General features: G+C 71.0%; 23 protein-coding genes and 1 pseudogene. 14 read left to right on the top strand and 10 right to left on the bottom strand.

Annotated elements, in window-relative coordinates:
* The 5 genes from ACQ86G_RS17935 to mltG all read right to left on the bottom strand — a co-directional run bounded on the left by ACQ86G_RS17935 (window position 1) and on the right by mltG (window position 4,065).
* Window positions 1-786, bottom strand: coding sequence for a TatD family hydrolase (locus ACQ86G_RS17935; protein ID WP_431256596.1), 786 nt, complete (start codon window positions 784-786; stop codon window positions 1-3).
* Between the two features lie 65 nt (window positions 787-851).
* The gene (locus ACQ86G_RS17930; RefSeq protein ID WP_431256595.1) at window positions 852-1,241 is read right to left on the bottom strand and encodes a PilZ domain-containing protein; all 390 of its coding nucleotides are present in this window, start codon (window positions 1,239-1,241) and stop codon (window positions 852-854) included.
* A gap of 109 nt (window positions 1,242-1,350) precedes the next feature.
* The gene (holB, locus tag ACQ86G_RS17925; protein WP_431256594.1) at window positions 1,351-2,424 is read right to left on the bottom strand and encodes a DNA polymerase III subunit delta'; all 1,074 of its coding nucleotides are present in this window, start codon (window positions 2,422-2,424) and stop codon (window positions 1,351-1,353) included.
* A complete protein-coding gene (tmk, locus tag ACQ86G_RS17920) occupies window positions 2,418-3,029 on the bottom strand; it encodes a dTMP kinase (RefSeq protein WP_431256593.1) in 612 nt (203 codons plus the stop codon). Before tmk ends, holB begins: the two co-directional genes overlap by 7 nt.
* Window positions 3,030-3,078: 49 nt before the next feature.
* Window positions 3,079-4,065 carry an endolytic transglycosylase MltG gene (gene mltG, locus ACQ86G_RS17915; protein WP_431261439.1) on the bottom strand — a complete coding sequence of 329 codons (987 nt, stop codon included), beginning with the start codon at window positions 4,063-4,065 and terminating at the stop codon, window positions 3,079-3,081.
* Between the two features lie 117 nt (window positions 4,066-4,182).
* Between mltG and ACQ86G_RS17910 the strand changes: the two genes are divergently transcribed.
* From ACQ86G_RS17910 to ACQ86G_RS17870, 9 genes are all read left to right on the top strand, one after another.
* On the top strand, window positions 4,183-5,172 hold the full coding sequence (locus tag ACQ86G_RS17910; RefSeq protein ID WP_431256592.1) for a YgfZ/GcvT domain-containing protein: 990 nt from the start codon (window positions 4,183-4,185) through the stop codon (window positions 5,170-5,172).
* The gene (locus tag ACQ86G_RS17905) at window positions 5,156-5,509 is read left to right on the top strand and encodes a DUF4936 family protein (RefSeq protein WP_431256591.1); all 354 of its coding nucleotides are present in this window, start codon (window positions 5,156-5,158) and stop codon (window positions 5,507-5,509) included. The genes ACQ86G_RS17910 and ACQ86G_RS17905 overlap by 17 nt, the downstream gene beginning before the upstream one ends.
* Complete coding sequence (gene ybaL, locus ACQ86G_RS17900) at window positions 5,509-7,254, top strand: YbaL family putative K(+) efflux transporter (protein ID WP_431256590.1); 1,746 nt, start codon at window positions 5,509-5,511, stop codon at window positions 7,252-7,254. Before ACQ86G_RS17905 ends, ybaL begins: the two co-directional genes overlap by 1 nt.
* Before the next feature lie 150 nt (window positions 7,255-7,404).
* Window positions 7,405-8,652 carry an alpha/beta hydrolase family protein gene (locus ACQ86G_RS17895; RefSeq protein WP_431256589.1) on the top strand — a complete coding sequence of 416 codons (1,248 nt, stop codon included), beginning with the start codon at window positions 7,405-7,407 and terminating at the stop codon, window positions 8,650-8,652.
* Between the two features lie 44 nt (window positions 8,653-8,696).
* A complete protein-coding gene (locus tag ACQ86G_RS17890) occupies window positions 8,697-9,227 on the top strand; it encodes a GbsR/MarR family transcriptional regulator (RefSeq protein WP_088406575.1) in 531 nt (176 codons plus the stop codon).
* Between the two features lie 71 nt (window positions 9,228-9,298).
* Window positions 9,299-9,844 carry a thiol-disulfide oxidoreductase DCC family protein gene (locus tag ACQ86G_RS17885; RefSeq protein ID WP_431256588.1) on the top strand — a complete coding sequence of 182 codons (546 nt, stop codon included), beginning with the start codon at window positions 9,299-9,301 and terminating at the stop codon, window positions 9,842-9,844.
* The gene (locus ACQ86G_RS17880; protein WP_431256587.1) at window positions 9,841-10,722 is read left to right on the top strand and encodes an NAD-dependent epimerase/dehydratase family protein; all 882 of its coding nucleotides are present in this window, start codon (window positions 9,841-9,843) and stop codon (window positions 10,720-10,722) included. The genes ACQ86G_RS17885 and ACQ86G_RS17880 overlap by 4 nt, the downstream gene beginning before the upstream one ends.
* Window positions 10,704-11,093: a DoxX-like family protein gene (locus ACQ86G_RS17875; RefSeq protein WP_431256586.1), complete on the top strand. Its 390-nt coding sequence runs from the start codon at window positions 10,704-10,706 to the stop codon at window positions 11,091-11,093. The genes ACQ86G_RS17880 and ACQ86G_RS17875 overlap by 19 nt, the downstream gene beginning before the upstream one ends.
* Window positions 11,094-11,161: 68 nt before the next feature.
* Window positions 11,162-11,638 (top strand): DUF2269 family protein, encoded by a 477-nt coding sequence (locus ACQ86G_RS17870; RefSeq protein WP_431256585.1) that lies wholly within the window; start codon window positions 11,162-11,164, stop codon window positions 11,636-11,638.
* Between the two features lie 57 nt (window positions 11,639-11,695).
* On the opposite strand, the gene ACQ86G_RS17865 is transcribed toward ACQ86G_RS17870, so the two are convergent.
* Window positions 11,696-12,292, bottom strand: coding sequence for an ATP-dependent Clp protease proteolytic subunit (locus ACQ86G_RS17865; RefSeq protein ID WP_431256584.1), 597 nt, complete (start codon window positions 12,290-12,292; stop codon window positions 11,696-11,698).
* Window positions 12,293-12,403: 111 nt separating this feature from the next.
* On the opposite strand from ACQ86G_RS17865, the gene ACQ86G_RS17860 reads away from it, so the two are divergent.
* Window positions 12,404-13,252 carry a sigma-70 family RNA polymerase sigma factor gene (locus tag ACQ86G_RS17860; RefSeq protein ID WP_431256583.1) on the top strand — a complete coding sequence of 283 codons (849 nt, stop codon included), beginning with the start codon at window positions 12,404-12,406 and terminating at the stop codon, window positions 13,250-13,252.
* On the opposite strand, the gene ACQ86G_RS17855 is transcribed toward ACQ86G_RS17860, so the two are convergent.
* Window positions 13,231-13,932: a hypothetical protein gene (locus ACQ86G_RS17855; RefSeq protein WP_431256582.1), complete on the bottom strand. Its 702-nt coding sequence runs from the start codon at window positions 13,930-13,932 to the stop codon at window positions 13,231-13,233. The genes ACQ86G_RS17860 and ACQ86G_RS17855 overlap by 22 nt on opposite strands.
* 93 nt (window positions 13,933-14,025) lie before the next feature.
* Between ACQ86G_RS17855 and ACQ86G_RS17850 the strand changes: the two genes are divergently transcribed.
* From ACQ86G_RS17850 to ACQ86G_RS17840, 3 genes are read left to right on the top strand one after another with little or no spacing between them, the layout of a single operon-like run.
* Window positions 14,026-14,541, top strand: a complete 516-nt coding sequence (locus ACQ86G_RS17850; protein WP_431256581.1) for a GAF domain-containing protein — start codon at window positions 14,026-14,028, stop codon at window positions 14,539-14,541.
* Window positions 14,542-14,546: 5 nt separating this feature from the next.
* Window positions 14,547-15,473, top strand: a complete 927-nt coding sequence (locus ACQ86G_RS17845; protein ID WP_431256580.1) for a metallophosphoesterase — start codon at window positions 14,547-14,549, stop codon at window positions 15,471-15,473.
* Window positions 15,431-16,525 carry a 5'-nucleotidase C-terminal domain-containing protein gene (locus tag ACQ86G_RS17840; RefSeq protein WP_431256579.1) on the top strand — a complete coding sequence of 365 codons (1,095 nt, stop codon included), beginning with the start codon at window positions 15,431-15,433 and terminating at the stop codon, window positions 16,523-16,525. Before ACQ86G_RS17845 ends, ACQ86G_RS17840 begins: the two co-directional genes overlap by 43 nt.
* Before the next feature lie 67 nt (window positions 16,526-16,592).
* Here ACQ86G_RS17840 and ACQ86G_RS17835 read toward each other — a convergent pair whose 3' ends face one another.
* The gene (locus tag ACQ86G_RS17835) at window positions 16,593-16,898 is read right to left on the bottom strand and encodes a flagellar basal body protein (protein ID WP_431256578.1); all 306 of its coding nucleotides are present in this window, start codon (window positions 16,896-16,898) and stop codon (window positions 16,593-16,595) included.
* Window positions 16,899-17,195: 297 nt separating this feature from the next.
* Here ACQ86G_RS17835 and ACQ86G_RS17830 point away from each other — a divergent pair, with 297 nt between their 5' ends.
* Window positions 17,196-19,454 carry a TonB-dependent receptor gene (locus ACQ86G_RS17830; protein WP_431256577.1) on the top strand — a complete coding sequence of 753 codons (2,259 nt, stop codon included), beginning with the start codon at window positions 17,196-17,198 and terminating at the stop codon, window positions 19,452-19,454.
* 139 nt (window positions 19,455-19,593) lie between these two features.
* Here ACQ86G_RS17830 and ACQ86G_RS17825 read toward each other — a convergent pair whose 3' ends face one another.
* Both ACQ86G_RS17825 and ACQ86G_RS17820 read right to left on the bottom strand, forming a co-directional pair.
* Window positions 19,594-20,172 carry a GGDEF domain-containing protein gene (locus tag ACQ86G_RS17825; protein WP_431261438.1) on the bottom strand — a complete coding sequence of 193 codons (579 nt, stop codon included), beginning with the start codon at window positions 20,170-20,172 and terminating at the stop codon, window positions 19,594-19,596.
* Window positions 20,173-20,193: 21 nt separating this feature from the next.
* Window positions 20,194-20,481 (bottom strand): annotated as a pseudogene (locus tag ACQ86G_RS17820) (PAS domain S-box protein); the annotation flags it as partial.
* Window positions 20,482-20,525: the final 44 nt, after the last annotated feature.

Below are 20,525 nucleotides of genomic sequence, written 5' to 3'. Positions count from 1 at the left end.
TCAGGCGGCCTCGGGCAGTTGGAACAGCCGCCGCGTGTTCGCCGTGCATTGCGCCGCCAGCGTCTCCACGGGCACGCCGCGGACCTCGGCGATCAGCTTGGCCACGTGCGGCACATAAGCCGGCTGGTTCAGCTTGCCGCGATAGGGCACCGGGGCCAGATAGGGGCTGTCGGTCTCGATCAGGATCCGGTCGGCCGGCACGATCTTCGCGACCTCCCGCAGGTCCGCCGCGTTCTTGAAGGTCACGATGCCGGAGAACGAGAGGTGGAAGCCCTGGTCCAGCGCCGCCTTGGCGACATCCATGGTCTCGGTGAAGCAGTGCACGACGCCGCCCGGCTGGCCGGCATCCTCCTCGCGCATCAGGCGCAGCGTGTCCTCGGCGGCCGAGCGGGTGTGGATCACCAGCGGCTTGCCGGTCCGCTTCGCGGCGCGGATGTGGTTGCGGAAGCGCTCGCGCTGCCATTCCATCTCCGCCACGGTCCTGCCGTTGAGGCGGTAGTAGTCCAGCCCGGTCTCGCCGATGGCCACCACCTTCGGATGCGCGGCGCCTTCGACCAGTTCGTCGACGCTCGGCTCATGGACCTCGTCGCTGTCCGGATGGACGCCCACCGTGGCGAACAGCTGCCGATGCGCGTCGGCGATCGCCCGGACCTCGGGGAACTCCTCCATCGTCGTGCAGATGCAGACGGCCTGCGTCACCAGGGCCGCGTCCATCGCGGCGAGCAGGTCGGGGAGCTGGGACTGGAGCTCGGGGAAGCTCAGGTGGCAGTGGGAATCGATGTACATGGCAACAACTCCGCCCGGCTCAAGGCCGGGCGCTGCGGCGGCCAGCGCCGCCGATCTCCGGGATCTCAGATCGTCTGCGTCGGCTTGGACGAGGAGATCGCCGTGCCCAGCAGTTCCTCGATCTTGAGCTTGATCACCCGGGTCTTCTCGTCGCCGGGGAACTTCACGCCCACGCCCTGCGTGCGGCCGCCCGAGGCATTGGCCGGCGTCAGCCAGGCGACCTTGCCGGCGACCGGATAGCGGTTGGGATCCTCGGGCAAGGTCATCAGCAGGTAGATGTCCTCGCCGAGCTTGTAGTCGCGCGTGGTCGGCACGAAGACGCCGCCTTCCGAGAAGATCGGGATGTAGGCGGCGTAGAGCGCGCCCTTCTCCTTGAACACCAGCTGGATCACGCTGGGTCGGGCACCGCCGGCAGGAGCCGGGACGGGGGCGGACGCGGGGGGCGTGGTGCTCATCGGTTTCAGGCTGAGTTCGCTCATGGCCACAAGTCTACTCGCCGCGCCCCGGCGTCAGACTTGGTTACCGCCTTGAGCAGACGTGGATCACGCGCGGATCCTGCATTGTTCAGCGCGCTGGCCGCATCGCCTGTTGCCCCTGGGCCACCAGGGACTCCATCAGCAGCCCCGCGTTGAGCGGGTGGTCCGCATGCCGCGCCGCCTGCTGCAGCGTCCTGGCCCACTGGTCCAGCGCCGCGCGCACCGCCGGAAGCTTGGGCAGCGCGTCGCGCGGGAAGTAGGCGGGTCCGGCGCCGTGGGCGATGCGCATCAGGTCGTGGACCAGGCGCTGCATCGCGGCGATCGCGCGCGGCACCGGCCAGTCCGTCAGCGCCACCGCCTCGCCCTTGGCGATGCGGCGAGGCAGCTCCAGCCAGGTTCTGGCGGCGATGCCTTCCTCACTCCACTGCAGCGCTTCCTGCGGACGGCCCCCGGTGGCGTCCAGCAGCACGCCGGCCTGGTCCACGCCCTGCCCCGTCAGCCAGGCCAGCGCGGCGTCGCGCGCGGGCAGCGCCATCTGCAGCGGCTGGCAGCGGCTGCGGATGGTCGGCAGCAGTTGCTGCGGCGCGGCGCTCGCCAGCACGAAACGCAACAGTCCGGCCGGTTCCTCCAAGGTCTTCAGCAGCGCGTTCGCGGCCACGGTGTTCAGCGCCTCCGCCGGGTACACCAGGACCACCTTGGCCTGCCCCCGCGCCGCGCTGACCTGCGCGAACGACAGCATCTGGCGGACCGCCTCGATCTTGATCTCGCGGCTGGGCTTGGTCTTGCTGGCCTTGGCCGAGGACGCGCCCTCCCCATCCCCCTCCATCGCGCCGAAGCCCAGGGCCTCGCGCAGTGCTTCGGGCAGCAGGACCTGGAAGTCGGGATGCGAGCGAGAGCGCAACAGGTGGCAGCTCGCGCAACGGCCGCAGCCGGGCTGGTCGGTCGAGGTGCGCGCCTCGCAGAGCCAGGCCTGGGCCAGCAGCAGCGCCAGCTCGAACTGGCCGACGCCCGCCGGCCCCTGCAGCAGCAGCGCATGGCTGCGGCCTTGCGTCAGCGCCTGATGCAGCGGCTCGGCCAGCCAGGGCAGCGGCAGACGGCCGCCCTCGGCCAGCACCGCGGCGCCGTCGGCGCCGTCGGCGTTCAGGGAGGCCTCGGTCACCATCCGCGGCGCTCCAGTTCAGCGCGGATCTGGGCCGCGACGCCCTCGATCGTGTCGCCCGCATCGATGCGCACGATGCGCCCGCGGGACGCGTCAGCGCGGCGCTGGTAACCGGCCCGCACGCGGGCGAAGAAATCGAGGTCCAGCTGCTCGAGCCGGTCCGCATCGCGTGCCTGCGCCCGGCGCTGCGCGGCAATCGCCGGATCCACGTCGAACCAGAAGGTCAGGTCCGGCTGGCGCCCCTGCTGCACCCACTGTTCCAAGGTGGCCAGCACCTGGACGTCCATGCCGCGGCCGCCGCCCTGATAAGCGAAGCTCGCGTCCGTGAAGCGGTCGCACAACACCGTCTGGCCCAGCGCCAGCGACGGCGCGATGACGCGCTGCACGTGATCGCGGCGCGCGGCGAAGACCAGCAGCGCCTCGGTCAGCCCGTCCATGTCCTGATGCAGGAACAGGCCGCGCAGCGACTCCGCCAGCGGCGTGCCGCCGGGCTCGCGGGTCTGGACCAGTTCGGCGCCGCTCCGGCGCAGGTGCTGCGCGACGGACTCGATGTGGGTGGACTTGCCCGCCCCGTCGATGCCTTCGAAGGTGATGAATCGACCGCTCACGCGTGGTGCTCTCTCGGAACCCGAATGGAAAAAGCGAAGCGCGGGCGCTTCAGCGGCCGCGCTGGTACTTGTTGACCGCGCGATTATGCGCGGCCAGGTCCTCGCTGAACTGGCTGGTGCCGTCGCCGCGCGACACGAAGTACAGCGCCTTGGACGGCGTCGGATGCAGCGTCGCCTGCAGCGCGGCCAGGCCGGGCATCGCGATCGGCGTCGGCGGCAGGCCGCCCCGCGTGTAGGTGTTGAACGGCGTGTCGGTCTGCAGATGGATCTTGCGCAGGTTGCCGTCGTAGTCCGTGCCCAGGCCGTAGATCACCGTCGGATCGGTCTGCAGCGGCATGCCGACCTTGAGCCGGTTGACGAACACCGCCGCGACCAGGCCGCGGTCCGCCGCCGCGCCGGTCTCCTTCTCGACGATGGAGGCCAGGATCAGCGCTTCGTCGGCGCTCTTGAGCGGCAGCCCGTCGCCACGGCCCGCCCAGGCGCTCTCCAGCCGCTTCTGCATCAGCGCATGCGCCCGCTTGAGCACCGTCAGGTCGCTGACGCCCAGGCTGTAGGCATAGGTATCCGGGAAGAAACGTCCCTCGGGCGCCTGGCCGGGCGCGCCGAGCGCGGCCATGATCTGTTCGTCCGTCATCGCCGCGGTGGTCTGCTTCAGGGCCGGCGCGGCCGCGATCGCGGCGCGCAGCTGACGGAAGTTCCAGCCCTCGATCAGGCGCAGCTGTTCCAGCACCTGGTCGCCGCGCACCATCTTGTCGAGCAGCTCGCGCGGCGTGACGCCGGCGTGGATCTCGTAGCTGCCGGCGCGGATCTTCCGGGCCTGCCCCGAATATCGGAACCAGGCATACAGGAAACGCGGATCGGTCTGCACGCCGGCGGCCACCCAGTCCTGCGCGACCTGCTGCGGCGGCGTGCCCGGTTCGATCGACAGCTCGATGCCCGGCTTCTCCAGCACCAGCGGCGCCTGCAGCCACCACCAGAGCGCGGCCGCGCCCCGCCGGCCAGCACCATCGCCGCCACCAGCGCGGACAGCAGCCAGCGCCCGATGCGGCCCGACTGCTTCTTCGTTTTCCTCGCGGTGCCGCGAGATCTGTTTTTCGCGCGTGACAAGACCCGATGCCCTTCGTGAAATGCGGGGGCTGATGATAATCGGACCATGATCGAAGACCTCCACCACGCTCCGCCGCCCGTGCCGTCCTCGGCGCTGGGCGCCGTCCGGCTCGCCGACTGGGGCGTGATCCGCGCCCAGGGCGAGGAAGCCGCCAAGTTCCTGCACACCCAGCTGACGCAAGACCTGGCCCTGCAGACCGGCGCCCAGGCCCGGCTGGCGGGCTACTGCTCGGCCAAGGGACGCCTGCTCGCGACGATGCTGGCGGTCAAGCCGGACGACCAGTCCGTGCTGCTGGCCCTGCCCGCCGAGGTGGTGCCGGCAACGGTCAAGCGGCTGTCGATGTTCGTGCTGCGCGCCAAGTGCAAGCTGAGCGACGACAGCGCGGCCTGGGCGGTCTGGGGCCTGTCCGGCGCCCAGGCGCGCGACTGGCTGGCCGAGGCAGGGGAAGGCGCGGCCCCGGCGGCGACCTGGTCCGTGGGCCGCGTCCCCCTGGCCGACGGCCGCGAGGCGCTGGCCACGCGACTGCCCGACGACGGCCTCACGCCGCGCTTCCTGCTGCTGCAGCCCGCCGACGCGCCCGCTCCCGCGCTGCCGGTGATCGATCCCGAGGAATGGCAGGGCCTGGACGTCACCGCAGGCCTGGCCTGGGTGCGCCAGGGCACGGTGGAGCAGTTCGTGCCCCAGATGCTCAACCTGGAGCTGCTGGGCGGCGTGAACTTCCAGAAGGGCTGCTATCCGGGCCAGGAGATCGTCGCGCGCAGCCAGTACCGCGGCACGATCAAGCGCCGCACCCACCTGTTCGCGCTGGACGGCAGCGACGCCGATGCCACGCCGGGCCAGGAGATCTTCCACAGCGCCGATCCGGACCAGCCCGCCGGCATGGTCGCCGGCTTCGGCCGGCAGGAAGGCCGCCCGCTGCTGCTGGCGGAGGTGAAACTCGCCGCGCTCGAGTCCGGCACCCTGCACCTGGGCAGCGCGTCCGGCGCCGTCCTCACCCCCCGTCCCCTGCCTTACGTCATTGGAGAACCTGAATGAATGCATCGCCGCCGACGCGCGCCGCCGCGCCCCTGCCCGTCTTGTCGACCGCTCGACCGCACCGGTCGAGCTCTACGTCTACTACCGCGTCCACGCCGACCAGCTGACGGCCGCGCTGGCCGCCTTCGAACAGGCGCGTGAGGCGCAGCCGGTGCGGCTGCTCCAGCGCCACGACAACGATCCGGTCTTCCAGACCTGGATGGAGATCTACGGCCCCGACCTGCCCGACGCGGCGGACGCGGAGCGCCGGATCGCCGCCGCCCTGGGCGCGTTCGCGCAGGGTCCCCGTCACCGCGAGGCCTTCGCCGCCGTCGCCGGTCCGGGAGCGGCGCACTGATGGAACACAACGTCTCCCTCATTTCCACGTTGGCGGCGGGTTTCGGCCTGGCGCTGATCCTGGGTTTCATCGCCGAGCGGCTGAAGCTGCCCGCGCTCGTGGGTTACCTGCTCGCCGGCATCGCGATCGGCCCGGCCACGCCGGGCTTCGTCGCGGACGTCGGCATCGCCGCGCAGCTGTCGGAGATCGGCGTGATGCTGCTGATGTTCGGCGTCGGCCTGCACTTCTCGCTGAAGGACCTGATGGCGGTCAAGCGCATCGCACTGCCCGGCGCGGTCGTGCAGATGGCCGCGGCCACGGCGCTGGGCATGGGCCTGGCGATGTGGTGGGGCTGGCCCGCGGGTCAGGCGCTGGTCTTCGGGCTGACGCTGTCCTGCGCCAGCACGGTGGTGCTGCTGAAGGCGCTGGAGTCACGCGGCACGCTCGAATCCATGAACGGCCGGATCGCGGTCGGCTGGCTGGTGGTCGAGGACCTCGCCACCGTGCTGATCCTGGTGCTGCTGCCGCCGCTGGCGTCGGTGCTGGGCGGCAACGCGGCACCGGGCGCAGGAACCGGCGCAGCCGACGCGCCGCTGTGGCGCACCATCGCCGAGACGCTGGCCCAGATGGCCGCGTTCGTCGTGCTGATGCTGGTGGTCGGCCGTCGCGTGCTGCCGTGGATGCTGTGGCAGGTGGCGCGGACCGGCTCGCGCGAGCTGTTCACGCTGATGGTCATCGCCGTGGCGATCGGCATTGCCTACGGCGCCTCGGAGCTGTTCCACGTGTCCTTCGCACTGGGCGCGTTCTTCGCCGGCACGGTGATGCGCGAATCGGAGTACAGCCACCGCGCCGCGCAGGAATCGCTGCCGCTGCGGGACTCGTTCTCGGTGCTGTTCTTCGTGTCGGTGGGCATGCTCTTCGACCCGATGACGCTGATCGACCAGCCGCTGCACCTGCTGGGCGTGGTCGCGATCGTGATGCTGGGCAAGGCGATCGCGGCGGCGGCGCTGGTGATCGTGTTCCGCTATCCGCTGAACACGGCGATGACGGTGTCGGCCAGCCTGGCGCAGATCGGCGAGTTCAGCTTCATCCTCGCGGGCCTGGGCGTCCAGCTGGGACTGCTGCCGAAGGCCGGGATGAACCTGGTGCTGGCGGCGGCGCTGATCTCGATCGCGCTGAATCCGGTGATGTTCGCGATGATCGCGCCGCTGCAGCGCTGGGTGCTGGCGCGCTCGTCGTTCGCACGCAAGCTCGAGGAGCGGGACGATCCCTACGCCGAGCTGCCGCAATCCACCGACCGCCAGTTCCTGGAGGGTCAGGTCGTGCTGGTCGGCTACGGTCGCGTGGGACGTCGCATCGCCGACGCGCTGACCGAGCGGGGCATCCCGTTCGTCGTCGCGGACGAGGGGCGCGAGACCGTCGAGGCGCTGCGCAAGCGCGGCATGGCGGCGGTCAGCGGCGACGCGAGCGAGCCCATGGTGCTGATCCAGGCCCACATCGCCAATGCGGCGATGCTGGTCGTGGCGGTGCCCGACTCGATGAAGGCGCGGCAGATGGCCGACACGGCGCGTCAGCTGAACCCCGGCATCGAGATCGTGCTGCGCACGCATGGCGAGGAGGAATCCGAGCTGCTGCGCCGGGAGAAGCTCGGCACCGTGTTCTACGGCGAGGAGGAACTCGCCAAGGGCATGAGCCGCCACGTGCTGCAGCGCTTCAACGCGGACCTCCCGGAAGGCCTGTCGCCGGTCGCGGCGCCGGCGCATTGAGCCTCCCGTTCCGGCGCCGCGCGATCAATGCCGGGGCGGTGCCGCAGCGACGATGATGGGCGGCCCCGCGGGGCCGCTTTTTCATGCCCGCGCGTCGGGGCTTGCGCCCAGCAATCCCCGCTTTACATCGTCCGCTTAGCGTCGCCGCCCATGATCGACCCGACCCGTCCCCGTTTCCGTACCGGTTCCGCCGCCACGCCGCCCTCGCGCGCCGGCGCAAGCGCCCTGGCGCTCGCGGCGGTGGCCCTCCTCGGCACGGTGCTGCTGCTGAGCGGCTGCGGCGGCGGGCCGCCGAAGGCGCGCATCGAGGAACAGCAGCAGCAACGCGAGTTCGCGTCCCGCGGGTACGCGCCGCAGGGCGAGGCGGTGTCGGTGCTGCCGATCAACTGGCGCCTGCGCGGCGACGACGTGCCGCTGAGCCTGACGCTGCCGAGCAGCGCGAGCGCCGCTCCGCGTCCGGTCATCGTCTACCTGCCCGGTCTCGGCGAGTCCGACGCCGCCGGCATCCGCTGGCGCCGCGCCTGGGCAGCGGCGGGCTATGCGGTGCTGTCGCTGCAGCCGCTCGAGGACGACGCCGCGGCCTGGTCGTCGGCGCTGGCCCGCTCCGCGGAATTCACCGAACTGGGCCGCCGGCACTATGCCGAGGCCCAGATGCGTCAGCGGCTGGCCCGGCTCGACGAGCTGCTCGCCGAGGCGCAGCGGCTCGGCCGCCAGGGCGACGCGCCCTGGCGTTCGCTGGACTGGTCGAAGACAGTCGTCGCCGGGTACGAGCTCGGCGCGCAGACGGCGATGGCGCTGGCGGGCGAGCGGCAGGCGGACGGGACGGTGCTCGCCTTGAAGACGGTCCGGCCCGTCGCCGCGATCGTGATCAGTCCTCAGGTGTTCTCGCAGCCGGATCCGGCGCGCTACCGCGACGTCGCCATTCCGGTCCTCGGCCTGACGGGGCCGGACGACAGCGACGTGCTCGGCCTGGTGCGCGACGTCCAGTGGCGCCGGGCGCCGTTCACCGCCATGCCGCCGTGTCGCGGCTGGCTGCTCAGCGTGAACGAGGTCCGCCACGCGGCCTTCGGCGGGAACGAGCCGCGTCCGGAGGATGTCGAGCGCGAGCAGAAGCGGATCCGCAGCGCCGAGGACCAGGCGCAATCGCAGCCACAACAGCAAGGCCGCCGCGGCGGCGGTCGAGGCGGACGCGGCCAGGAAGGCCCGACCCGCCTGGCGCCGGTGCCCGCCGTCCCCGACTATCGGCAATTGCACGAGCAGCAGCTCGGACTCACCGCGGCCCAGCAGGTCAGCGTCGCCTACCTCGATCTTCAGCTCAAGCGCTCCGAGGCCGCGCGCGCCTGGCTGTCGACATCGGCCTCGCCATGGATGGGCAAGGTGGCGACGATCAAGCCATGAATTTCTGTCTTGACAGAAATTTCTGTCGAGATACAGTCGTTCGCATGGAACTCACCGACACCGCCCGCCGCTTCGTCCTGCACTGGGGCGAGATGGGCAGCGCCTGGGGCGTCAACCGCACCGTGGCGCAGATCCACGCGCTGCTCTACTTCCACGGCCGCCCGCTGAATGCGGAAGAGCTGGCCGAGACCCTCTCGGTCGCGCGCTCCAACGTCAGTACCAGCCTCAAGGAACTGCAGAGCTGGAACCTGATCCGCGTGACCCACGTGCTGGGCGACCGTCGCGACTACTTCGAGACGACCGCCGACGTCTGGGAACTGCTCCGCACCATCGTGCGCGAACGCAAGCACCGCGAGTTCGATCCGACCGTGCGCATGCTCTCGGAGCTGGTCGAGGACAAGGGCTTCCAGGACGAATCTCCCGACGCGCAGGACCGCGTGCGCGAGTGCCTGCGCCTGATGCAGACGCTGGGCGCCTGGTCCGAGGAGATGATGCGGCTCTCCCCGTCGACGCTGGAGAAGGTGCTCAAGCTCGGCGCCAGCGTGCAGCGCTTCGTGCGCGGGGACGGGACCTGATCCGGCCCTTTTTTGAGCTTGAATTTCTGTCTCTACTGAAATATCAAACACATCACAAACAGGAGGACGCCATGCGAGCCATCCCCACCCCTGCCTCCCCCGATCCGGCGGTGTATCCGCTGACCCTCTACTTCGACGGCGCCTGCCCGGTCTGCAGCGGCGAGATGCACAACCTGATGCTGCGCAACACCGCCGGCCTGCTGCGCTTCGTGGACATCTCCGAGCCGGGCTTCTCGGCCTTCCCGCCGGGCACCGGGATGCCCGCGCTGATGGCGCTGATGCACGGCGTGCGCGCCGACGGCCGGCTCGCGATCGGCGCCGAGGCGATCCGGCTGGCCTACCGCGGCGCCCACCTCGGCTGGGTCGCGCGGCTCATGGATCTGCCGGGGTTGCGGACCCTGTGCGACCGCGCCTACCCGGCCGTCGCCCGCCATCGCTACCGCATCCCGCGCCCGATCGTGCGGCTGGTCTTCGAGACCGGCCTGCGCCGCGCGGCCGAGCGTCGCGCCGGACGGTCCGCGTGCCGCGACGACGCCTGCGAATGCCATCCCCACCCGCATCCGCCCCACCCGCATCCGCATCACGTGCGGCGCGACGGCAGCGGAGAAGCGTCATGAGCACGCCCGCCATCCGGTCCGTGCTGGTGTGCGGCGCCAGCGGCTTCGTCGGCCGTCGCATCGTGCGGTCGTTGCGCGAAGCCGGCCTGGCCGTGACCGCGGGGACCTCCCGCAGCCAGGACTTCCAGCAAGACCTGTCACCCGACGTCTGGTTGCCGCGGGTCACCGGCTTCGACGCCGTCGTCAACGCGGTCGGCCTGCTGCGCGACACCGCGCGCCGCCAGCTCGAACCGGTCCACCACCAGGCCCCGGCCGCGCTGTTCGAGGCCTGTGCCCGCGCAGGCGTGGCGCGGGTGATCCAGATCTCCGCGAACGGCGTGGCGCACAGCCCCACCCGCTACGCGACGACCAAGCGCGCCGCGGACGAGGTGCTGCTGCGCCTGCGCGCGGAAGGCCGGCTCGACGGCACCGTGCTGCGACCGAGCATCGTCTTCGGCCGCGGCGGCGCGAGCGCCGCGCTGTTCATGACCCTGGCCCGGCTGCCGCTGCTGGTCCTGCCGCGCGCGGCGGTCCAGGCCCAGGTGCAGCCGGTGGCCGTGCCGGACGTGGCGCTGGCCGTGCTCCGCCTGTTGCAGGACGGCGGCCCCGAGATCGTGACGGCCGTCGGCCCGCGGGCCTTGAGCCTGTGCGCCTTCATCGGCGAGCTCCGACGCCAGCGCGGGCAGGCGCCGGCCCGCGTGGTCCCGCTGCCGGACGCGCCCAGCCGCTGGAGCGCCCGCCTGGGCGACCTCGTCAGCGGCCAGCCCTGGAGCAGCGAGAGCCTGGCCCTGCTGGAACAGGACAACATCGGCGACGCCGCCGCGTTCGAGCGCCTGCTCGGCCGGCCGTCGGTCCCCGTCGAACAGTTCGTGGAGGCCGCATGGGCATCGGACGTGTGAACTTCCGGCACCGTCGCACGCGCATCGTCGCGCGTGGCGGGCTGATCGCGCTGTGGCTGGCCACCGGCGCGGCCAGCCTGATCGAGCTCGACGGCCGCAGCCGCGACCTGATGGTCGCCGCGCAGACCCCCGACGCCTGGATCGCGCCGGTCATCGTCGCGGGCGCGCTGGTCGACCTGCTGATCGGGCTGGCGATGTGGCGCTGGCATCGCCGCTGGGTGTACCGCCTGGCGGGCGGGATGATGCTGCTGATGACGGCGGTGGCGACCGTGATCCTGCCCTCGCTGTGGCTGGACCCGCTGGGCTGCCTGACCAAGAACCTGCCGGTGGCGATCCTGCTGCTGATCCTCGACGAGGACGCGCCGGCCTGACACCGCTGCCGGCACCGTCGCGGACGCCGGCGACAAGACACCCGAAGAAGAATTCCAGGAGGAAAAAGATGAACACCTACCTCGTGATCAAGTGGCTGCACATCGTGTCGAGCGTGCTGCTGGCGGGCACCGGCTTCGGCTCGGCCTTCTACCTGTTCTTCGCCAACCGGAGCGGCTCCCTGGCGGCGCAGGCCGTGGTGGCGCGGCTGGTCAAGCGCGCGGACCTCTGGTTCACCACGCCCGCGGTGATCGTGCAGCCGCTCACCGGCGTGTGGCTGGCCATGACGGCCGGCTGGGCGCTGGACACGCCGTGGCTGGCGCTCTCGATCGCGCTGTACGTCGTCGCGGGCGCCTGCTGGCTGCCAGTGGTGTGGCTGCAGATCCGCCTGTCGCAGATGGCCGACGCGGCGCTCGCCAGCGGCCAGCCGCTGCCGGCGCTCTACTGGCGCTACGCCCGCTGGTGGGAAGGCCTGGGTTATCCGGCCTTCCTCGCGGTGCTCGTCGTCTTCTACCTGATGGTGAACAAGCCGGCGCTGTGGGGCTGAGCGTCGCGACCCGGCTCGCTGAGCCCGGTGGAGCCGGGCGAGCCGTCTCCGCGGCCCTCAACCGCCCCGGAGCTCGGTCTTGCGCTCGATGATCCGGGACACCAGGCCGTACCCGACGGCCTCCTCGGCGGAGAGCCAGCGGTCGCGGCCGATGTCCTCGAGGACGACCTCCAGCGACTTGCCCGTTTCGCGCGCGATGGTCCGGGCGATGCGTTCCCGGGCCTTGATGATCTCGCGGGCCTGGATCGCGATGTCGCTCGCCGGACCGCCGGCGCCGCCGCTGGGCTGGTGGATCAGGAAACGGGTGTTGGGCAGGCAGTAGCGTCGCTCGCGCGGCACCGACAGGTACAGGTGGGTGGCGGCGCTGCCGACCCAGCCGGTGCCGATCATGTTCACCGGCGCAGCGATGAAACGCACGATGTCGTGGATCGCATCGCCGGACTCGAGGTGCCCGCCCGGCGAACTCACCAGCACGTCGATCGGATCGGGGCTCTCCGCATCCAGGGCGATGAGGCGGCGGGTCACGTCGGCGGCCAGGACGTCGGTGACGGTGCCGAAGATCAGCTGCGTGCGGGCCTTGAAGGCCTTCTCCTCCAGGTAGGAGGTGCGCGGCTCGGTGACGCTGGACGGCGCGGCGGGGGTCGGATGCTCCATGGGGCGGTTCCTCGTGGTTGGACTGATGCCTTGACGAACGAGACACCTCCCGCGTGACAGCGGTCGCCTGTGGCAAGCTCGCCCCATGCACGACGACAGCGCCCACCCCTCATGGATGCCGACCACCGGCGCCTGGTCCGCGCGGCCACCCGGCTGCTGGGTCCGGCCGAGGCCGAAGACGCGGTGCAGGACGCCTACGTCCGCGCGCTGGAGACGGCACCGACGGGGCTGAACGCCGCCCAGGCCTGGCTGCTCACCGTCGTGCGCCACCTGGCGGTCGATCGCCTGCGGCGGCGCGACTGGATGCGCCATTGGCTGGACGCGATGCACGGCGAGGCGTCGGGGCCGACGGCCTCCCTGGCGCCGTCGGCCGAACGGGTGGCGACGCTGGCGGAAGAAGTCGCGCAGGCACTGCGCCTGATGGCCTCGCACCTGACACCGATGGACGGCGCCGCCCTCCTCCTGCACGAGGTCTTCGAGGTCGAGCACGCGGAGATCGCCCACGCGAACGGCCAATCCGAGACCGCCAGCCGCCAACGCTTGCGCCGCGCGCTCGCCCGACTGCGCCAGGCAGTCGTCGACGCAGGCGGAACGCGGCGGCGGCGGGAAGACGGCAGCGTCGCCATGGCGCCCGAGGCACCTGAGGACCTGGTCTTCCGCCAGTACCTCGACAGCCTGCGCCTGCGGGATCCGCGATCGCTCTGGGCCATGCTCAGGCAGCCCCCGATCAGCGCGACGGCGGCGAGATCCGCGCGCCCTGTCGCGCGCCCCGTCGCGCCCTCCCCGGACCTCCCGGCGATGCCCGCGTCGGGCGGCATCGCCGCCTCCGGCGTCCTTCAGGTCGGCGGGCAGCTGGGACTGGTGCTCACGCTCGACGGGGTCACGCTGTGCGTGCTGCCGCTGGGCGTGCGGACCGGGGACGAACGCGAGGACCCCACCTACTCGACGATCAGCGTGTAGCTGACCGCCTGCGACATGTCCGGCAAGGCGCCGCCGAAATTGAGTGTGTGCCGTCCGCGGGACAGTGGCTTGAGCATCACGTAGTAGCCGTTGGCCGCCGACGGAAAGAGTCGCGCGCCGCTGGGGTGCCGCGCCCAGGCGTTGAAGCATTCCGGGCTGCGTTGCCGGTGGCGCTGCAGATCGGCATGGCGCACCCCATCCACTTCCAGCACCAGCATCTCGGCGCCGTCGGTGATCCGTTCGGCGTCGCGGGTCACCTGGGCGCAGGTCGGCGTGCCGGCGCGCGATGGCGTGAAGACGTAGTTGATCAGCGGGAAGAACAGGTACTTGTCGGCGGGCACGCGACACGTGCGCACCGTCCGGGCCGTGCCATAGGTGCCCGCGAGGAAGAACACGTCCCCCGACTGCCGGTTGCCGCACTGCGCGCCGGTGCGGTCCGCGACCGGGCTCTGGTAGTCCTCGAAGGACAGTGCCCATTCCCACCAGCGGCGCGACCACTCGCCCTGCGTCACCCATCCGACCTGCTCGTCGGGCGCCAGCAGCGGCGAGGCCGGTGCCGGCACCGAGGCCGACGCGGGCGCCGCGGCAGGCCGGGCCGTGTCCGCCTGGGCGCGACCGCCGATCGACATCGTGACCCCCATCGCGACGGCCAGCAGCGTCGCCTTCCCTCGTGCGTTCATCGTTCCGATCTCCCTCGAATCCCCCTTGGATCGGGGCGCATTCTCGCCGTGACGGACGACCGCCCGGCATGACCTCCGCCACAATCCCGCCCCATGAGCTTCGAACCCACTCCGCTGCTGGACATGTCCAGCGCCGAGGCCAAGCGCGCCTCGTACGACATGCTGGTCGCCCAGACCCAGGCCCTGCTGCATGGGGAGCGCGACCGGATCGCCAACCTGGCGCAGTTCTCGGCGCTGGTCTTCAACGCCGTCCCGACGCTGAACTGGGCCGGCTTCTACCTCGTGAATCCGAAGGACGACCAGGAACTCGTCCTGGGCCCGTTCCAGGGCAAGGTCGCCTGCGTGCGCATCGCCTTCAGCCGCGGCGTCTGCGGCGCCTGCGCGCGGACACAGGAAGTCCAGCTGGTGGAGGACGTGCACGCCTTCCCCGGTCATATCGCCTGCGACGCGGCCTCGCGCTCGGAGCTGGTGCTGCCCATCGTCGCCGGCGGCCGGCTGCGCGGGGTCTTCGACCTCGACAGCCCCGAGCCCGCCCGCTTCGACGCGATCGACGCCGACGGCTTCCAGCGCGCGATCGCCGCGCTGGTCGCAGGCACCGACTGGGCTTGATCCCGATGCGCACGACGTCGAAGCGCGGCCTGCACGGGCAGGCGCAGGGGCTGGCCGCCCTCGCCGGCCAGGTCGGCGTGGCAGGCCTGTTCGCGGGCCTGTCCCTCCTGTCGATGCCGCTGTCCGCCGCGGAGCTCAAGCTCCGCGTGCTGGAGACCAGCGACATCCACATGAACCTGCTGAACTACGACTACTACCAGGACCGCCCGACCCAGGAGTTCGGCCTGGCCAAGACGATCACGCTGATCCACCGCGCCCGCGCCGAGGCGCCCAACAGCCTGCTGTTCGACAACGGCGACCTGCTGCAGGGCAATCCGCTGGGCGATGTCGTCGCGCGCGTGAAGCCGCTGAAGGCCGGGGACGTCCACCCCGCCTACAAGATCCTGAACCTGCTGGACGTGGACGCCGCCAACCTCGGCAACCACGAGTTCAACTACGGCCTGCCCTTCCTGCGCCAGGCGATTGCCGGCGCCAACTTCCCGTACCTCAATGCCAACGTGATGGAGGCGGACGGCCGCCGTCATGCGTTCACGCCCAGCGTGATGCTCGATCGCACGATGCGTGACGAGACCGGCAAGGACCACGCGTTGAAGATCGGCGTCGTCGGCGTCACGCCGCCGCAGATCCTGGAGTGGGACCGCCAGAACCTGGCCGGCAAGGTGAAGGTGCGCGACATGGTCGACGCCGCCGCCGAGCAGGTCGCCGACCTGCGCAGGCGCGGCGCCGATCTGGTCGTCGTCATCGCGCACACCGGCATCGACAAGACCGAGCTGCCCAAGCTGTCCGAGAACATGGCCGCCCAGCTCGCCCGCGTGAAGGGCGTGGACGCGCTGCTGCTCGGCCATGCGCATACCGAGTTCCCCGGCCCCGGCTTCGCCGGCTACCCGGGGTGGACCTCGCGAAGGGCCGGCTATATGGCACGCCGGCCGTGATGCCGGGGCGCTGGGGCGATCACCTCGGCATCGTCGACCTCACGTTGAAGCAGACCGGCAAGACCTGGCACGTGGCGGACAGCCAGTCCAGCCTGCGTCCGATCTTCGACCGGACCGCGCGCAAGCCCCTGGTCGATGCCGACCCGATGCCCGCCGCCGTCATCGCCGACGAGCATCAGGCGACGCTGGACCATGTCCGCAGCCAGGTCGCGGTGGCGGACCAGCCGATCCAGAGCTACTTCTCGCAGGTGCTCGACGGCACCGCCGTGCGGCTGGTCGCGCAGGCGCAGCTGGCCTACGCGCTGAAGGCGGTCCAGGGCACGGCGCTGGAGAAGCTGCCGATGCTCAGCGCCGCCGCGCCGTTCAAGTCGGGCGGCCGCCAGGGCTGGACGCAATACACGGACATCCCCGCCGGACCCGTGGCGATCAAGCATGTCGCCGATCTCTACGTGTACCCGAACACGATCAAGGTCGTGAAGCTCAGTGGGGCCCAGGTGCGCGACTGGCTGGAGATGTCCGCCGGACAGTTCCGCCGCATCGACCCGCAGGGGCCCGCGCGTCAGGACGTCGTGGACACGAGCTATCCGAGCTTCAACTTCGACATGATGCTGGGCCAGGACGGCGCCCTGCGCTACGAGCTCGACCTGACGCAGCCGGCCCGCTTCGACAAGGACGGCCAGCGCGTCGGCGACGGTCGGCGTGTCGTGAACCTGAGCTGGCGCGGCCAGCCGCTGGACGAGCGCGCGGACTTCCTCGTCGTCACGAACAACTACCGCGCCTACGGCGGCGGCCACTTCCCGGCGCTGGCGGCGGACAAGGTCGTCGTCGACGCCCCGGACGAGACGCGCGAAGCGCTGGCGCACTTCCTGGCGGCGCAGCCGTCGCTGAGCGCGGCGGTCGCGGCCTCCTCCTGGCGCATCCGGCCCGTGCCGGGCATCGCGATGCAGTTCGTGTCCGGCAACGGCGCGGCGGCGCATCTGAAGGACACGCCCCAGGTGACCCGGGTCAAGGACAACGGCGACGGCTCGTCGCTGTTCGAACTGAAGCCCTGAACGGGGCCCGGTCTCCAGAAACGACAACGGCCGCTCGAAGCGGCCGCTTGTCATTGGGAGCGACGGATCAGACGTGGATGTCGAGCAGCGCGCCCTCGGCGCGGATCTGCGTCTGCAGCACGCGCAGGTTGCCGACGAACGCGTACGTTGCGGACTTCTGCTCGACGATGTCGGCCGCCAGGTCGGCGCCCGGTTCCGGCAGCTTCTCGACCTTGGTCGTCACGCCGTTGCCGTCCTGGGCGGTCTGGGCCTCGATCCGCTCCCGGCGGTAACCCGGCGTGGCGGCATTCGCGACGTTGTTCGCCGAGGCGCGCAGGCGCTCGTTGGCGGCGGAGAGGCCGGACAAGGCGGTCGACAGGCTGACGTTGGACATGGCTTTTTTCCCAGGGCCCCGGCCTCAAGCGACCAGGTATCCCGCCGTCATCGGCACTTTCCAGGCGATCTTTAGAAAAGAAATGGGTTCCGGGCGCTTTTTTCTGGATCGATGTCGTCCGGGTTTTCCCTGAAAACCACGCCGGGCGCCCCAGCACGGGGCAATCCGGCCGCCAAACGCCCCGTCGGCCTACCTCGGAAGGGGTGTTTGCCGCGCCGTACGTGACGACCGCAGCGGACAGACACACCACCTCCGGATAATGCGAAACATTCTTATCTGCAAACTCTTCTCATCGTCATGTCGTCCGCCGCCTTCTGCCCCGTCCTCGCGCCCCTGGCGCTCGCACTGACCGCCGCGCTGCATGGCGGCGCCTTCGCCCAGTCGACCCCATCGGCGACACAGGCCCCTGAGGCGCCCGCCTCGGCGGCCTCCTCGGCCGCGACGACGCAACTGCAGAAGGTCGTCGTCGAAGCCAGCGCGGACGCCTCGCGCGGCGGCCTGGTCAAGTCCTACGCCGGCGGCCAGGTGGCGCGCGGCGGCCGGGTCGGCCTGCTCGGCAACCAGGACATCATGAGCACGCCGTTCAGCACGACGGCCTACACCAACGAGCTGATCCAGAACACGCAGGCGCACAGCGTCGGCGACGTGCTCCTGAACGATCCCGGCGTGCGCCTCGCCCGCGGCTTCGGCAACTTCCAGGAGAGCTACTTCATCCGCGGCTTCATCCTGAATTCCGACAGCGTCGCCTACAACGGCCTGTACGGCCTGCTGCCGCGCCAGTACATCTCGGCCGAACTCTTCGAGCGCGTCGAGGTGCTGCGCGGCGCCTCGGCCTTCCTCAACGGCTCCACGCCCAACAGCGACGCCATCGGCGGCTCGATCAACCTGCTGCCCAAGCGCGCGCCCAGCCAGCCGCTGACGCAGATGACGATCGGCACCGCCAGCGGCGGGCAGACCATCCTGGCCGTCGACGTCGCCCGGCGCTTCGGACCGGACAACGCCACCGGCGTGCGCGTCAACCTGGCCTCGCGCGCCGGCGACACCAGCGTGGACAAGGAAAGCGTCAACCTCGGCATGGCCTCGGTCGGCCTGGACTGGCGCGCCCGCGACGTGCGGCTGTCCGCCGACATCGGCTACCAGGACCACAAGCTCAAGCGCACCCGCACCAATGTCACGCTGGGCGCGGCGGTCACCGCGGTGCCGGCCGCGCCGGACAGCGAGGCCAACTGGGCCCAGCCCTGGACCTACTCCAACGAGCGCGACCTGTTCGGCACGCTGCGCGGCGAGGTCGACCTGGACCGCTGGCTCGGCACGGGCTGGACCGCCTGGTTCGCCGCCGGCGCGCGCAGCAGCGACGAGGCCAACTCGCTGGCCAACCTCTCGCTGACGAACGCCGCGACCGGCGCCGGCACGACCTCGCGTTTCGACAACACCCGCGAAGACCGCGTGCGCACCAGCGAAGTCGGCCTGCGCGGCCTGCTGGTCACCGGCCCGGTCAAGCATGAGCTCGTCGCGTCGGCGAACGTCTTCCGGCTGGACAAGCGCGCCGCCTTCGGCGTCTCCACGACAGCCGCCACGCCGCGCCTGATTCCGACCAACCTCTATGGCGAGGGCTCGGCGCCGCTGCCCGCGCTGATCTCGATCAGCAACAGGCTGGAGGATCCCGCCACCACCGGCATGACGCGACTGCGCAGCGTCGCCGTCGCCGACACGCTGGTCCTGCTGGACGACGCGCTGCGCGTGACGCTGGGCGCGCGGCACCAGTCGCTGGACCTGCGGACCTACGCCTACAACACCGGCGCGCCGGGCGCGCCGTACGACCGCAGCAAGACCAGCCCGATGGGCGGCGTCGTGTTCAAGTTCAGCAAGTGGCTCTCGGTCTACGGCAACTACATCGAGGGCCTGACGCAGGGCGACTCCGCGCCGTCGACCGCGACCGCCGCGATCGGCAAGGTGCTGGATCCCTACCTGTCCAAGCAGAAGGAAGTCGGCCTGAAGGTCGATGCCGGACGCGTGGGCGGCGGGCTCGCGTTCTTCTCGACGGCCAAGCCGCGCGGCGTCGTGACGAGCACGCTGGGGTTCGAAGCGCAGGGCGAAGACCGTCACCAGGGCATCGAGCTGACCGCCTTCGGCGAGCCGATGGCCGGCCTGAAGCTGCTGGGCGGCCTGACCTGGCTGGACGCCGAGCAGAAGCGCACCGGCGTCGCCGCGACGGAAGGCCAGCGCGTCATCGGCGTGCCGCGCACGATGCTGAACCTGGGCACCGAATGGAACGTGCCGGGTGTGCAGGGGCTGTCGCTGGATGCGCGCGTGATTGCCACGGGCAGCGTCTACGCCAATGCGACCAACACGCTGAGCGTCCCGGGCTGGGGCCGCGTGGACCTCGGCGCGCGTTACGCGCTGGACTTCCGGGGTCACCTGGTCACGCTGCGGGCCCGTGTCGACAACGTCGCGGACCGCAACTACTGGGCGTCCTCGGGCGGTTTCCCGAACAGCGGCTACCTGGTGCTCGGCACGCCGCGCACGGTCAGCATGAACGTGTCGTTCGAGTACTGAGCCCGCCCGCTCTCACGATCACCACCAGCCCTCTCACGAGGGCATCGGTGCTGATGGGCCCGGAACAGGGCTTGAGGGTCCTGGAGGGAGCCCTCATGCCCTGTGATGGGCCGCGCCTGGCGCTGCGAAGTCGGGGGCCTCACGCCCCGGCCAACTCCTCGTAGCTCCCGCTCGAGATGAACACGCGGACCGAGTCCCCGCCGGCGGCCTTGGCTTCCGTGCAGGCCAACTGCCCCGCGCCGAGCACCGCATCCACGGTATCCAGCGAGGTCTGCAGCTGCACCACCCCCAGGCTGGCCTTGACGCGCGCCCGGTGCAGGCCCCAGCGCAGCCGGTAGCCGGCGATGGAGGAGCGGATCTTCTCCGCGACGATCTGCGCGTAATGCTGGTCGCAGTCCGGCAGCAGCACGACGAAGTGGTCGTCCTCCAGCCGCGCCACGGTGTCGGACGCCCGCACCTTGGTGATCAGCATCTGGCCGAGCCCGTACAGGAAGTGGTCGGCGACCTCCGCCCCCATGCCCTGCTGGATCTCGCTGAACTTGTCGATGTCGACGAACAGCACCGACACCGGCTCATGCCGGCGGCTGCCGACGTGCTCGGCCAGGCGGCGTTCGATCTCGCGGCGGTTGGCGAGTTCGGTGATGTCGTCGTGCTTGGCCGACCAGGTCGGCTGCAGCCGTTGCTGGCGGGCGGCGGTGACGTCCTCGAGGATCCACATCGCCTCGCCGGCCGGCTGTTCCCAATGCACCGGCGTCGCCTGCAGCCGGCCCCAGAAGCGCGAGCCGTCGCGGCGGACGAACTCCACCTCCTCGTCCAGCGGCCGTCCCGCGCCGAAGGCGGAGCCCATCCGGGCCTGCAGCGCCTGGTGGGCCGAGTCCGACACGACCGAGGCCCGCTGGTCGGTGCCGGTCAGGTCGGTCTCGTCGCCGTGGCCGAACAGGTGGTTGAAGTGCTCGCTGACCACCTCGAACCGGCCGGCGGCCACGAAGGCCACGGCCAGCGGCGCCCGCACCAGCAGCGCCCGCATGCGGGCGGCGGTCGGGTCGGCGGCGTCGTGTTGGGATTGCATGT

This window comes from Roseateles chitinivorans, assembly GCF_050632145.1.
GTDB classification, from domain to species: domain Bacteria; phylum Pseudomonadota; class Gammaproteobacteria; order Burkholderiales; family Burkholderiaceae_C; genus Roseateles; species Roseateles chitinivorans_B.
Note: the sequence above shows the minus strand (reverse complement) of the source record. Positions and strands in the feature narration are given on the sequence as shown.

Excerpts from the sequence above, each read along its gene's own strand:
- ACQ86G_RS17860 (WP_431256583.1), top strand. The coding sequence starts at position 12,404 with ATGGATGCCGACCACCGGCGCCTGGTCCGCGCGGCCACCCGGCTGCTG.
- ACQ86G_RS17910 (WP_431256592.1), top strand. The coding sequence starts at position 4,183 with ATGATCGAAGACCTCCACCACGCTCCGCCGCCCGTGCCGTCCTCGGCG.
- ACQ86G_RS17855 (WP_431256582.1), bottom strand. The coding sequence starts at position 13,932 with ATGAACGCACGAGGGAAGGCGACGCTGCTGGCCGTCGCGATGGGGGTC.
- ACQ86G_RS17830 (WP_431256577.1), top strand. The coding sequence starts at position 17,196 with ATGTCGTCCGCCGCCTTCTGCCCCGTCCTCGCGCCCCTGGCGCTCGCA.
- ACQ86G_RS17890 (WP_088406575.1), top strand. The coding sequence starts at position 8,697 with ATGGAACTCACCGACACCGCCCGCCGCTTCGTCCTGCACTGGGGCGAG.
- ACQ86G_RS17935 (WP_431256596.1), bottom strand. The coding sequence starts at position 786 with ATGTACATCGATTCCCACTGCCACCTGAGCTTCCCCGAGCTCCAGTCC.
- ACQ86G_RS17845 (WP_431256580.1), top strand. The coding sequence starts at position 14,547 with ATGCGCACGACGTCGAAGCGCGGCCTGCACGGGCAGGCGCAGGGGCTG.
- ACQ86G_RS17870 (WP_431256585.1), top strand. The coding sequence starts at position 11,162 with ATGAACACCTACCTCGTGATCAAGTGGCTGCACATCGTGTCGAGCGTG.
- ACQ86G_RS17850 (WP_431256581.1), top strand. The coding sequence starts at position 14,026 with ATGAGCTTCGAACCCACTCCGCTGCTGGACATGTCCAGCGCCGAGGCC.
- ACQ86G_RS17835 (WP_431256578.1), bottom strand. The coding sequence starts at position 16,898 with ATGTCCAACGTCAGCCTGTCGACCGCCTTGTCCGGCCTCTCCGCCGCC.
- ACQ86G_RS17880 (WP_431256587.1), top strand. The coding sequence starts at position 9,841 with ATGAGCACGCCCGCCATCCGGTCCGTGCTGGTGTGCGGCGCCAGCGGC.
- ACQ86G_RS17875 (WP_431256586.1), top strand. The coding sequence starts at position 10,704 with ATGGGCATCGGACGTGTGAACTTCCGGCACCGTCGCACGCGCATCGTC.
- ACQ86G_RS17865 (WP_431256584.1), bottom strand. The coding sequence starts at position 12,292 with ATGGAGCATCCGACCCCCGCCGCGCCGTCCAGCGTCACCGAGCCGCGC.
- ACQ86G_RS17885 (WP_431256588.1), top strand. The coding sequence starts at position 9,299 with ATGCGAGCCATCCCCACCCCTGCCTCCCCCGATCCGGCGGTGTATCCG.
- ACQ86G_RS17825 (WP_431261438.1), bottom strand. The coding sequence starts at position 20,172 with ATGTGGATCCTCGAGGACGTCACCGCCGCCCGCCAGCAACGGCTGCAG.
- ACQ86G_RS17930 (WP_431256595.1), bottom strand. The coding sequence starts at position 1,241 with ATGAGCACCACGCCCCCCGCGTCCGCCCCCGTCCCGGCTCCTGCCGGC.
- ybaL (WP_431256590.1), top strand. The coding sequence starts at position 5,509 with ATGGAACACAACGTCTCCCTCATTTCCACGTTGGCGGCGGGTTTCGGC.
- ACQ86G_RS17895 (WP_431256589.1), top strand. The coding sequence starts at position 7,405 with ATGATCGACCCGACCCGTCCCCGTTTCCGTACCGGTTCCGCCGCCACG.
- holB (WP_431256594.1), bottom strand. The coding sequence starts at position 2,424 with ATGGTGACCGAGGCCTCCCTGAACGCCGACGGCGCCGACGGCGCCGCG.